This window comes from Sulfurimonas sp. (assembly GCF_029027405.1).
GTDB lineage: Bacteria > Campylobacterota > Campylobacteria > Campylobacterales > Sulfurimonadaceae > Sulfurimonas.
In genome coordinates this window covers 1500520-1513330 of the sequence record NZ_CP093396.1, presented here as the reverse complement: position 1 = coordinate 1513330, position 12811 = coordinate 1500520, and the positions used below count along the sequence as shown (strand labels likewise).

At 30.6% G+C, this 12811-nt stretch carries 13 protein-coding genes; 8 read left to right on the top strand and 5 right to left on the bottom strand.

The genetic code is table 11. The annotated features are described in order from the left end of the window. Positions 1-14: 14 nt before the first annotated feature. From gltX to MOV42_RS07160, 3 genes are read left to right on the top strand one after another with little or no spacing between them, the layout of a single operon-like run. Positions 15-1313: a glutamate--tRNA ligase gene (gene gltX, locus MOV42_RS07170; protein WP_324170514.1), complete on the top strand. Its 1299-nt coding sequence runs from the start codon at positions 15-17 to the stop codon at positions 1311-1313. After that, positions 1310-1609 carry a YggT family protein gene (locus MOV42_RS07165; protein ID WP_324170513.1) on the top strand — a complete coding sequence of 100 codons (300 nt, stop codon included), beginning with the start codon at positions 1310-1312 and terminating at the stop codon, positions 1607-1609. Before gltX ends, MOV42_RS07165 begins: the two co-directional genes overlap by 4 nt. Before the next feature lie 13 nt (positions 1610-1622). Continuing rightward, positions 1623-3242, top strand: a complete 1620-nt coding sequence (locus tag MOV42_RS07160) for a lytic transglycosylase domain-containing protein (protein WP_324170512.1) — start codon at positions 1623-1625, stop codon at positions 3240-3242. Here the strand turns inward: MOV42_RS07160 and MOV42_RS07155 are convergent. Then, positions 3175-3669, bottom strand: coding sequence for a hypothetical protein (locus MOV42_RS07155; protein WP_324170511.1), 495 nt, complete (start codon positions 3667-3669; stop codon positions 3175-3177). The genes MOV42_RS07160 and MOV42_RS07155 overlap by 68 nt on opposite strands. A gap of 89 nt (positions 3670-3758) precedes the next feature. Between MOV42_RS07155 and mobB the strand changes: the two genes are divergently transcribed. Genes mobB through MOV42_RS07130 form a run of 5 tightly spaced genes read left to right on the top strand, consistent with a single transcriptional unit; the run spans position 3759 to position 8261 of the window. Further along, positions 3759-4262, top strand: coding sequence for a molybdopterin-guanine dinucleotide biosynthesis protein B (mobB, locus tag MOV42_RS07150; protein WP_324170510.1), 504 nt, complete (start codon positions 3759-3761; stop codon positions 4260-4262). Continuing rightward, entirely contained in the window at positions 4263-5105 is an 843-nt protein-coding gene (locus MOV42_RS07145) for a class 1 fructose-bisphosphatase (RefSeq protein ID WP_324170509.1), read from the top strand. It abuts the gene before it with no gap. Then, positions 5089-5295, top strand: a complete 207-nt coding sequence (locus MOV42_RS07140) for a hypothetical protein (protein WP_324170508.1) — start codon at positions 5089-5091, stop codon at positions 5293-5295. The genes MOV42_RS07145 and MOV42_RS07140 overlap by 17 nt, the downstream gene beginning before the upstream one ends. Before the next feature lie 27 nt (positions 5296-5322). After that, complete coding sequence (gene metG, locus MOV42_RS07135) at positions 5323-7269, top strand: methionine--tRNA ligase (RefSeq protein WP_324170507.1); 1947 nt, start codon at positions 5323-5325, stop codon at positions 7267-7269. Continuing rightward, positions 7266-8261: a hypothetical protein gene (locus MOV42_RS07130; RefSeq protein WP_324170506.1), complete on the top strand. Its 996-nt coding sequence runs from the start codon at positions 7266-7268 to the stop codon at positions 8259-8261. The genes metG and MOV42_RS07130 overlap by 4 nt, the downstream gene beginning before the upstream one ends. Here MOV42_RS07130 and MOV42_RS07125 read toward each other — a convergent pair. The 4 genes from MOV42_RS07125 to glmS are packed head-to-tail and all read right to left on the bottom strand — an operon-like array spanning position 8250 to position 12769. Continuing rightward, positions 8250-9818 carry an AMP-binding protein gene (locus tag MOV42_RS07125; protein ID WP_324170505.1) on the bottom strand — a complete coding sequence of 523 codons (1569 nt, stop codon included), beginning with the start codon at positions 9816-9818 and terminating at the stop codon, positions 8250-8252. The two genes, MOV42_RS07130 and MOV42_RS07125, sit on opposite strands and share 12 nt — an antisense overlap. Position 9819: 1 nt before the next feature. Beyond that, a complete protein-coding gene (locus MOV42_RS07120) occupies positions 9820-10998 on the bottom strand; it encodes a glutamate mutase L (RefSeq protein ID WP_324170504.1) in 1179 nt (392 codons plus the stop codon). Next, entirely contained in the window at positions 10995-12359 is a 1365-nt protein-coding gene (locus tag MOV42_RS07115) for a methylaspartate mutase (protein ID WP_324170503.1), read from the bottom strand. The genes MOV42_RS07120 and MOV42_RS07115 overlap by 4 nt, the downstream gene beginning before the upstream one ends. Beyond that, positions 12359-12769 carry a methylaspartate mutase subunit S gene (gene glmS / locus MOV42_RS07110; protein ID WP_324170502.1) on the bottom strand — a complete coding sequence of 137 codons (411 nt, stop codon included), beginning with the start codon at positions 12767-12769 and terminating at the stop codon, positions 12359-12361. Before glmS ends, MOV42_RS07115 begins: the two co-directional genes overlap by 1 nt. Positions 12770-12811: the final 42 nt, after the last annotated feature.

Below are 12811 nucleotides of genomic sequence, written 5' to 3'. Positions count from 1 at the left end.
ATTTAGGAATTTTAATGCTAAGATTTGCACCTAGTCCAGTTGGTGATATGCACATAGGCAATCTTCGAGTTGCCCTACTCAACTACGTAGTATCAAAACAAAAAAATGAAGACTTTATTATTCGTATAGAAGACATAGATAAAGAAAGAAACGTAGATGGAAAAGACAAGGAAATATTAGAACTTCTTTCTCTTTTTGGTATAGAGTACTCTCAAGTTATCTACCAGACAGAAAGTGTTCGTTTTCACTCAGCAATGGCACTACAGCTTATACATGAGAAAAAAGCCTTTAGTTGTTTTTGTTCAGGAGAATGGCTTGAAAAAAAACGAGAAGAAGCTAAAAAGAATAAAAAAATATATAGATATGATGATGCTTGTCGTAACTTACCCGCTGAACTAGTAATCGACAATATTAACCCTTTTACAATTAGAATAAAAAGACCAAATGAAACAATTACTGTAAAAGATTGCATAAAAAGTGATGTTAATTTTAATCCAGATGCCGTAGATAGTTTTAAAATAATGAGCCAAGATAAAGTACCAACATATGATTTTGCTTGTGCTGTTGATGACATGTTAAGTGATATTTCAATAGTTATAAGAAGTGAAGATTACATGAGCAATACACCAAAACAAGAGCATATAAGAAGTTTACTTGGCTATGAAAAAAATATACAATACGCTCATTTACCAATTATTTTAAATGATAGTGGTGAAAAAATGAGTAATAAAGAAGATGAATTTAGCGTTAAATGGTTGCTTGAAGAAGGCTACCTACCATCTGCTATTTCAAATTATTTAATATTAATAGGAAATAAAACTCCGCAAAAGGTTTTTGATACCAAAGAGGCTGTTGAGTGGTTTAATCTTGAAAACATATCGAAGTCCCCTTCTCGCTTTAGCATAAATTTATTAAAACATATAAACAAAGAACATTTAAAAAATTTAGACGATACAGAACTTTCTAGGTATGTTGGTTTTGCAGATGCTGATATAGGTAAGCTTGCTAAAGCCTATTTGGAAGATACCAGCACTACAAAAGAGCTAAAATCTAAAATAGAACTAATTTTTTCTACAAAAAATATTCCAGAAGAATTTATTGAGCCTGCAAAAATATTATCTACAATTATCAAAAATGCTCCGTACTTTGAAGAATATAGTGAATTTAAAAAGTATATTGTACAAAATTCTAGATTTAGAGATGAAACTTTACTTAAACCATTAAAATATTTGCTTACGGGTACAGAAGATGGTCCAGATATTGCTGATGTATACAAATATATTAAAAACTATATAGGAGAAATTATAAAATGAGTTCTTTAGGCGTAACAATTTTAAAACTTGGCGGTCTGTTTACGGGTATAATAGAGATGTATATTTGGGTGATAATAATAGCGGCATTGCTTAGCTTTGTTAATCCAGACCCTTACAATCCAGTTATTCAATTTTTATATAGAATAACAAACCCTGCGTATGTTTTTGTGCGTAAATTTGTTAATACTAATATAATGAATGGCATAGATTTAGCACCTTTAATAATAATTATAGGCTTAAACGTTGTAGTGATTTTAATGGACTATATTTTTGCATTAATAGCTTCTTCTTTGTAGCAACTGTTATTTAATGATGAAGTTTTTATTATTACTTTGTGTAATACTGGCATCTATAGATGCCAGTATTACCCTGCAAAATATCAACTCTAAACCACCAAGCCGTGCTAAAAACTTTATGATATGGCAATATTTAAAGCAAGACATCACTCCTTCTCAGGCTGATAAAGCTTACTCTCAAGTTAAAGGAAAAAGTAGAAAGTTACTTCTTCTTTATGCAAAAAAAACAGATAAGAAAAGTATTAAGAGAGAAATTTATTGTATAAAAAGAAATGACTTATTGTCTATAAAAGATAAAAAATGTTTAGCATTGGCTTTTTCTCCATACAAAACTTTATATTTAAGTAATACGCAAAGAGATAGATTATCAAGAAAAGAATTATCAAAATCAAGAAAAGAATTATTAAAAATTCAAAATGAGCCCTTCTCTCAACAAGCATATGAAAAATATAGTAGTAGTGCTATTTTAACACTTTTTATAAGCACAACTAGAAAACATAGAAGAAAACATTTAAACCTGTATTTAACTGGGGAGTTTGTAAATAAACTTTCTTCTTGTTGGAAAATTTCAACATTAATAAAAATTGTTACGCACGATAATCGTTTAAATAGACTTCAGTTATCATTATTGAATCTTGAAGGTGAGAATCTTAATTCAAAAAGTAACTTTTACTTAGCTTTAAATCATCTAAAACACAACAATGAGAGTTATGCCATGCATCACTTTAATATATCAATGTTAAAAGCTAAAAGAAAAATAGATAGAGATAAAAATTATTTTTGGATGTATAAAGTAACAAAAAATACAAAATATTTAGATAGCTTAATGCTTAGTGGAGATATAAATATATATACTCTTTATGCAAGTGAGATTACAAAAAAAAGTTTTTCAAATTACTTTAGTGTAGTAGAAATAAATGATAATAAAAATAAAAGAGACTTACAAAATCCATTTGAATGGTCTAAAATATTAGAAGATATAAATAAAACACCAAAAGATGAACTATATAAATTATCGAGAAAGTATATGGAACAAGAAATGATTCCTGTTCAAACTTTGATTTTAGAAAAAGCTTATGGTTTAAATATACATGGTTATGTGATGCCTTATGATAGATACTTAAGAGAAGTTACTACCGATAAAAAAGCTTTAGTTTATGCAATAATGCGTCAAGAAAGCCAACTAATACCAGCTGCTTTATCTCGTTCTTACGCTCTTGGTTTAATGCAAATAATGCCTTTTGTTACAGATGCGATAAGTAAAAATATAAAAAAACCAATAAAAAATTATGATGAAATGTTTATTCCAAAAAATAATATTTATTATGCACTAAACCACCTTCAATGGATGCAAAAATCTCTATATCATCCTCTTTTTATGGCATATGCTTACAATGGAGGAATGGGTTTTTTTAGAAGGCACTTAATGAAAGGCAATTTTAACACTGGTGCATATGAGCCTTTTTTAAGTATGGAAATGATGTCTAATAGTGAAAGTAGAGAATATGGTAAAAAAGTTTTAGCAAACTATGTGATGTACAAAAAAGTTTTAGGAGAAGAAGTCTCTATTGTTCATCTTTTTGAAATGCTAACTTACCCGAAAATGACTGACCGCTTTCGAGAACAAGGTTAAGTGCATTATTTTTATCTTTTTTAAATGCTAAAAGATAGTACCTTCTCCACTCATTTTCAACAGAAGATAGATGAGAAAATTTATTTTTATTGGTTAATTTTTCAACCTTTATTGGTAGTTTATTATTCAATCTTATGGTTAAATTGATATCGTCTACGCTGGTTGGGTCATACATCTCTTTTTCATTTTTTAAATATAAATAAATATAAAAATATTCATTTGAAGTATAAGTGTTTGGATAGACATTGTTTAGGTATATTGCAGATACTATTCCATCTATTTTTTGAGCAGTCTTTATTTTGGAACTTTGAGAATTTGATGCACTTAATTCTTGTTCTTTTTGCATATTAAACTTAGAGAAAGCATTTTTGTCTGCGCATCCAGTAAAGAGTAGAAAAAAGATTGTTAATGTTAAAATATATTTCATTGAAGAATTATAGCTTATTAAACAAGTTTTTAATGAGTATTTTGTATAATCACTAAAAATTTAGATAAATAAATATTAAAGATATAAAATTGAAAAAAAGATTAGCAGTAGCATTTACAGGTCCCTCAAATAGTGGAAAAACTACTCTTATATTAAAAGTAGCAAGAAAATTAATCCATGAGTATAAAAAAGAAGTAGCTATAATAAAGCATGATCCTAGCGATAAGGCAAGTTTTGATGTGGTTGGTAAAGATAGTTATAAATTTTCTGATACAGGAGCCGAGGTAATTGTAACCTCCCCTGCTAGAACAACTTACTTTTCAAAAAGAAACAAAGATTTAGATGAAATGATTCGTTTATTTGATAAGTTTGATATATTGTTGGTTGAAGGATTGAAAACTTTAGCTTTACCACGAATTAGTATATTTAGAGATAGATTAGATAGTGATTATTTTCCATATATGAATGCTTTAGCAATTGATGATAGCATTTATACAGCTGAGTATGACATACCAAGTAATGTTGATATATTAGACTTAAATAATTGTGAAGATGTTATATCTTGGATACTAAAAAATGCGAAGGAAGTATAAATGACTGATATATTTGAAGCGATTCAAAAAACTGCAAAAAGAATTAAAAAAGCTATTGATGTAAAGGATATAGGATATTCTCAACAAGCAAATGCATCTGGAGAAACTCAACTTCAGCTTGATATTCAATGCGATATGATTATAGAAGAAGAGTTTTCAAAAGTAGCATCTATTCATACTATTGCAAGTGAAGAAAAAGAAAAAGAGATGCTACTTCATAAAGATGGTAAGTATTTTATAGCCTACGACCCACTAGATGGTTCTTCTTTGGTAGATGTAAATCTTAGCGTTGGTTCTATCTTTGGCATCTATGAAAATGCTTTTGGGGCAAAAAATATGATTGCCTCTTGCTATGTTATTTTTGGACCTCGTGTTGAGATGGTTTTTGCTCACAATAAAACAAAACTTCATCTACTTCAAGGTGAAAGTTTTGAATTTGTAAAAGAGATACGCCTAAATGAAAAAGGCAAATTAAATGCTCCAGGTGGCACTCAGAAAAATTGGCCAAGCTACCATAAAGAGATGGTTGATGGATTGTTTGCCGAAGGTTATCGTCTTAGATATTCAGGGGGTATGGTTCCAGATTTACACCAGATTTTACTTAAAGGTGGTGGTCTATTTAGTTACCCTGCCACGAGTGATGTTCCAAGTGGAAAACTTCGTAAATTATTTGAAGTATTCCCTTTTGCTTTTATATATAATACTGCTGGTGGAGAGGCAATCGATGGTAAAGTCGATTTGATGGAGCTTGGATACAAGCACATTCATGATACTTCGCCATGCTTTTTTGGTTCAAAGTATGAGATAGCTAGAGTAAAAGAAGTTTATGCAAGAAACGCATAATCAAGAAGCAGATAAGTTTGAACTTCATCTAGATGAAATGATAAAAGAGATTCAAACTTGTCAAGAGCATAAAGCTTTAAAGACTTGTAGTTTTTGTGAAGAGTATCTGCCTTGTAAGTTAAGAAACGACTATATAAAGTCTGTTTATAACAGCATGTCTAAAGGCAAAACAGGCGGATTCGAATTTTAATAATAAAAAAAATTAAGGAAAATAATTTTGAATAAATATATAACAACTCCTATTTATTATGTTAATGGGGAAGCTCATATTGGGCATGCTTACACAACATTTATTGCTGATACTATGACTAGATATGAAAAACTACTAGGGTATGACACTTATTTTTTAACTGGAACAGATGAGCATGGTCAGAAAATCGAAGAATCTGCACAAAAAAACAATAAACCTACTCAAGAATTTGCAGATGAGATAAGTGCTACTTTTAAAAACTTATGGGATGAGTTTGAAATAGATTATAATAAATTTATTAGAACTACAGATGCAGATCATAAAGTAGGTGTACAAAAAGCTTTTGAAGTAATGCACGCTAAAGACGATATTTATAAAGATTTTTATGAAGGTCACTACTGCGTAAGTTGTGAAACTTTTTTCCCAGAAACACAACTTATAGATGGTGAATTTTGTCCTGATTGCGGTAGAGCTACCAGTACCGTAAAGGAAGAAAGTTATTTTTTTAAATTATCTAAATATGAGGATGCGCTGCTAAAGCATTACAAAGATAACCCTGATTTTATTCTTCCTCGTTCTCGTGCAAATGAAGTGATTAACTTTGTAAAAGGTGGACTTCGTGACCTTTCTGTTACTCGTACCTCTTTTACATGGGGTGTTGAGCTACCAAAATCAATGAATGATAAGAACCATGTTATGTATGTTTGGCTAGATGCTTTGATGAACTATATAACAGCTTTAGGATATGGAAAAGATGAAGCAGATATGAAATATTGGCCAGCATCTACACATTTTGTAGGTAAAGATATTCTTCGTTTTCATGCTATTTATTGGCCTGCATTTTTGATGAGTCTTGGATTACCTCTTCCTAAGCATATTGGTGCTCATGGATGGTGGACTAGAGATGGCGAAAAAATGAGTAAATCAAAAGGCAATGTTATATCTCCAAAAGAGGTTTCAGATGCTTATGGCGTTGAAAATTTAAGATATTTCATGCTTAGAGAAGTTCCATTTGGCCAAGATGGAGATTTTTCTCAACGCGCATTTATTGATAGAATAAACTCAGAACTTAGCAATGACTTAGGTAACCTTTTAAATCGTATCATAGGCATGAGCGGAAAATATTCTGATTTTAAAATTGATAGTGTAGATGTTGAAAGATATCATGCAAAAGAACTAGATGCAATGAATGAAGCACTCGGTAACCTAGATGCTTTTATGCAAAATATGCAAACTCATAGATATTTAGAAGAGTTATGGAAACTTTTTGCTATTGGGAATAAAGCTATTGAAGAGCATGCTCCTTGGGTAAAGATGAAGGAAGATAGAAAGGATGAGGCTTTGGCTACTGTTGCTCTTGTTGCAAATATTTTAGCAAAAGCATCTATAATGCTTAGTCCAGTTATGCCAAAAACAACAGCAATAATAGCAGATGCACTTAGTTTTAAGATAAATAATGAAAGATACAAAGAGCTTGTTTTAGGTAAAAAACTATTGAAATTATTTAATATTAAAAAAGTTTCTCCTCTTTTTCCTAGAGTAGACGAACCTTTAATGCCTGAGGCTCCAAAAGCTATGCCAGATGATAAACCAAACGATAAAATGAAAGAAGATATGAAGGCAAAGAAAGAAGAGATAGAATTGGATAACCTTATAGAAATAGGTCAATTTTTTGAAACATCTCTGAAAGTTGGTATTGTCATAGAAGCAGAGGAAGTTCCTAAAAGTAAAAAACTTTTAAAACTACAAGTTGACTTAGGTGAAGATGTTCCAAGACAAGTAGTTGCTGGAATAAAAGAGTTTTATAGTGCAGAATCACTTATTGGTACTCAGGTTTGTGTTGTAGCAAACTTAAAACCAGCGAAATTAATGGGAATGATGTCAGAAGGAATGCTTCTTGCTGCTAAAGATGAAGATGGTCTATGTTTAGTTAGACCTGAAAAACCTAAAAAGGCAGGCACACCTATTGGATGAGACTAGAAAACTTCCTAGCACTTACTCGCGCGAAACTTGTTAATGAACCATGTGTAAGTAATTTTGAAAATATTGTTTTTGAAGCACATAAAGTAAAAAGAGGTGATCTTTTTTTTAACTTCGATGTTGAAGATGTAGATATCGCAGTACAAAATGGTGCTTATGGTATTGTCTTTGACAAAGTAACGCAAGTAAGTGATAGTGAAATTGCTTGGATAGAGGTTACTAATCTCGATGATGCTTTAAAAAGACTTTTACGATTTAAACTAATAGAAAAAGAGATTGTAGCGTATGAGTGTAATGAAATAATTTTAAAGCTTGCTCTTCAAGTCATAACGCAAACAAATTTTTTAGTTCTTAGTGGAAATATTAAAACTATTTTTAAATCTCTTTGGCATCTAGAAGATAGAGCAACAGTTTTATTCTGCCCTACTCTAAACGACGAAGATATGTTTGCAAATATTAAAACCTTACCAAAAACGGCAATACAGCCCATAGAAATCATGGAACAAACACTATTTGAAACATCATTTATATATGATGATATTTTTTATGAAAGACAATTGATTTCTCCATTTTTTATACCTTACCTTGAAGAACTTTTACATTTGTTGAAAAATTTAAAAATCAATTTTAGACTTAGGAAGTTTACACCTATAGAGCATTTTGAAGCAGTTTTTACAAATAAAAAATTTGAAATTAAAAACTTTGGAGCTAGTGATAAAGTTCTTATTTTTGAGCCAAATACAAGTCTTATAGATAGCGAGATAAGTTTTTTACAAACAAGAGCATCTTGGGCAAATATAATTTTTATAATTCCGTCCGATATAAAACAAATGGAAGATATAAATGTCTTTGTTTATGAAAATACAGAAGATATTTTCACGGTACTAAAAGAAAATAGCTTTCATTTTGCCCTTATTGTTGGCGTAGAGAAGTCAATCCTTAATCAACCTGTAATCAAACAAACGCAATTAACCTTAGACTTCTAACTCTCTCTTTAGCTCATCTATATTTATCTTATTTTTATCACTTTGAATCAGAGGAAGAGACTTTTTATATATAACTCTGCTTGGAATCATATAAGAAGCTAGATGCTTTTTAAGCTCAAATAATATCTCTTTCGGTGCTATTTCACTTGGCGAAGAATAAATCATAATTATTTCTTCTTCTATTTGTTCATTGTTTATTGAAAAAATTGCGCATTGTTCTATTTGAGGTATATTTTTTGATACCGCAGATTCAATTTCAAGTGGAGAAACTCTAAATCCTCTAGTCTTTATCATATTGTCATGTCTTGAAACAAAATAGAAGTAGCCTTCCTCATCTTTGTATACATAGTCACCTGTTGCAACAACTATTTCATCTGTGAGTTGTCCTTCTAGGTTTATAACATCTTTTAAAATTTGAATTGATTTAAATCTCTGTGAATTTTGCTCAGGTGCATTCCAAAAACCTTTGTAGATGTAGCCACCTCTGTGAATCAACTCCCCTACTTCTCGAACTCCACACTCAGCTCCATTCTCATCAATAACATATAGTTCAACATCAGGAATTGCTTTACCTATGGAGTCTGGTCTTATTTCAACTTGAGAAGGATCTAGATAAGTTGAACGAAAAGCTTCAGTTAAGCCATGCATTGAATAAAAATCTGCATTTTTAAAAAGTTTTTTACACTCAGAAATCATTTTGTGTGTGGCATTTCCTCCAGATGAAGTTATTGTTTTTACATTTTCAAAAAGTTCAGCACTTGGTAGTCTTTGTATCTCTTCATCAAACATTTGAGTTATGTTTATAGGCATTAGAGGAATTATAGTTACGCTGTCATCTATGATGTGGTTAAAAAAATCTCCTGCTAGTATAAATCTATGCAAAGCTAAAGTTGCCCTTTTATAAAGCGTACAAAAAATTTGATTTAACCCATAGTCAAGGTTGAAAATCAGTAAACCAGAAATAACATCATCTTCTTTTAAGTTTAAATACCCAGAAACGACTCGTGCAGAATCTATCAGGTTTCTATGCGAAATAACTATACCTTTTGGAGTTCCAGATACACCAAAAGAGTAAGTAATTAGTGCGTTGTTATGCCCATTTATATCACAAGTATAAGGTTTATTGTAGTATTTAAAAATCTCTTCAAAGGAAGCTATTTCCTTGTCAGTAGTTTCATACGAAATAATATGACCACTAAAATCTATCTCTTCAATGCTCTGGAGTTTTAGTTTATCTGTGATTATACATTTGATATCACAGTCATTAATGATGTACTCGATTTGTTCTGGTTTTAGTAGTTTTGTAAGAGGAACTAATATATAATCTGTCGATAAAATAGCAAGAATTGCAATAACTTGCTCTATACCTTTGTTTGAATAAACGCCAATCCTTGAATCTTTTGGTAAGTTTAATTCACTTAGATAGTAAGCTACCTGATTTACTTTTGTGTAAAGTTCACCGTAAGTTATATTTTTTTCATTCAAAACTAAAGCTATTTTATCTTTATGAGTAACTTGTGCATCTTCAATTAATGTTCTTATACAATTTATTGACATATTAGTTTCCTTTTATTCCGAGAGTCCAAATATCATAGTTACTATCTAAAATAGTAGCTGGATTATGCTCTGAGTTTAGTATTTTTTTATAAAAAAATGTGATGATGTCTTCAATCTCTAAAGAAGAGAGTACTTTTGTTATTCCGCCTGTTAAAATGATAGAGTTAATCGAGAGTAGTTTTAAGTTTATGTAGGCTTTTTTATAGTGCGACATTTTGCATAAAACCAAAAATATAGCTAATTGCATTAAAACTCTTGTAGCTTTTTCACTCTGCTCTTCAAAGATATTTTCTGTAACTTTTAGATATGTTAAAAGCTCATATACAAACTCATTATTTTGTGCTGCAAAAATCAAAGATTCTTTTGATTTATATACGCCTAGTTTTTTAAATACAAGCCTGTCGTATTCATTTTTTGTAACTATATTCTCATCAACTAAATCTTTTGAATAGTGTATATCTGTTGTTGCTCCACCAATATCTATAAGGATAAAAGGGTCAACTACAGCAAACTTTGTATTTATAAGTGGCAGTGTTTTATTTACAATATAAGGTGTAGAAAATATTTGATTTGAAGTGATGTCATAAAGGTGTTTTATTTCCTCTTTTCCAACTATATCAGCTTGGTAAAGATTTGTTAGATATTCTTTAAGATTTTCCTCAACAATATGGAGTTTATTGTCAATGATATTAGGTAATATAATAAGGTCATTTATTTTTTCATTTAATGTGTTAGATTCTTCTTCACTTCCCACAAATACGATGTTTGAGTAGTTTAGTTTATCAAGATAATCATATAAATCATCACCAAATTTAGAACTAGATGAGTCAATACCTCCAGCAACAATAACAACATCAATTAAATCACTAGGAATAGAGTACTCTTTGATGTTTTGATACAAAACTGTTTCTATAATATTTATACCAGAATTAAAGGCTATATTTTTAGCATACTTTAGAGAAAAAAGATTTGTTATTCCTATGATTAAGGTGCTTAATCCTCCGTTCGCAGATGAGCAAATAAAAACATCATCTTTTTCAAAGTTATGAATAGTTTCACCACATTTATATGTTAAATCATCAAGTATATCTTTGTTAAAATCTCTGAAGTGTTGCTCTATGCTTTCTTCTGTGCATACTTTAAAGTAAGTGCTTCCTATGTCTATTAAAAGTTTACTCATTGCATGATTCCTATGTCGTGGATAATGTCATTTACTATACTTGTTGTATCTTTTGTGAGGTCGCATTGTGCCTTTTCGTATTCAAAACATCTATCTGGTATAGGGACATTTCCTCTTTTTATAATTCTAATATTTTTCTTGGCATCTCTTATTGTAATCATTTCATTATGATTTATAATATGAGGAGAAAATGGTACATCGATGATTCCATTTTTAATAGAGTTGAATACTTTTCTCCAAAGAGTATCAGCAGAGTCGTTAAGAACGGCTTCCATGATAGCATGAACCTCAAGTGTAAGTATCTCTTCTTCCTCAGCATCTACAATATTAGGAAGACCATTTAGTATGCCAAGAGTGTATTGAGTATTTGCAACAGTTTTTGCATTTGCTTCTTTTGTTGGAATTCCAGATGCTTCTTCTCTAGTTTTTGTTATTATTTTATCTGCACCAACCATAGATGCTATGATAGTTGACATATTGATTAGTTGTTCTGCAAAGTTTTTGTTTGTAGGGAATGCTCCCATCCACTGGTGATAAACTAGATGTATATTTGCATCTTCACAGTTTATTTGTTTCGCGTAATGACGAGAGAGTTTTTTAATTACTGCTCCCATTACGATATCTTGATTCATTGAGCCTGTTTGAGAAAAAGAAACAGAAAAAGATTTAACACCCTCTTCTAGTGAAAGCATCATTTCTAATATTTGTATAACTATAGTTATTGCAGGAGGAACTAAAGTAGCTGTCAGAGGACCAAATGATTCTCTATTTATAGGCTCATTTAGTTTTGAGTAGTTTGCACATACTCTTTCAACATATTTCCAATATAAAAATGCTTTATCAAGAGGAAAGTTTTTTGAATAAGGAAGAAGATAAGTAATCGGTCCACCTTCTATCTCAAAAATACCAGATGCTATAGCAGTTTCTATTAAAAGTCTAGCATCTGGAGTTCCATGTCTTAGGCTTACAGGCTTGTTGAAGTGTGTTATCATCTTTCTTGTGGTTCTATATCCATGATTTACCAAAGGATAACCGTTTAGCATGTCTACTTCATTTTCTTCACTAAGGCGAAGCATCTTTTTAGCAGTAGCATAGTCATTAAGTCTAGTATTTGAATCAATAGTTAGTGGTAATACATCTACATTTGCTTCGATGAAAAACTCATTTAAAGCGTATTGCTTTTTATAAGTTGGGAAACCACCACGAGGTTGAACTAACATTTTCTTTTGTGTTTTAAAAGCATGTGAAATAAACAGGTCTTTACTTGCATTTCGTACAAAGTCTTCAACTTCTGCGAAGTCAAAACTATCTACAAATTCATTGTTTAGTATTATTTCTCTTTCTTCTTGGAGCAAACTCATTATTTATTTCTCTCTTTTAAAAACTCTTCTAAGGTGTCTAGTCCAGTGTTTAAATCTACTTGATGAAAAACTAAATCAAAGCCATATTTTTTGTACTTTGGAACTATTGTATCAGCACTAGCGCTTCCAACAACCAAGTTTCCACCTATCATCATTACAAGATTATCTAAACTCTTGTATTTTGATTTTAAAAGTTTGACCTCTCTTGCCCAACCTTCCGCTTCGCCATTAAGTGAAGAAATAAGAAGTACATCTGCACCAGTTTCAACAACAGCGTCAAAAAATTCTTCTAAATAGGTGTTTACACCTAGATTAAATACTTCAAAACCTCTTGAGTTTAAAGATAGCTCTATAAGTCTGTTTGCAACGACATGTATATCATTTCCAACTACGCCTGTAACTACTTTCATATATTTTATACCTATTCATATTTTATAGATGTAAAGATAGCA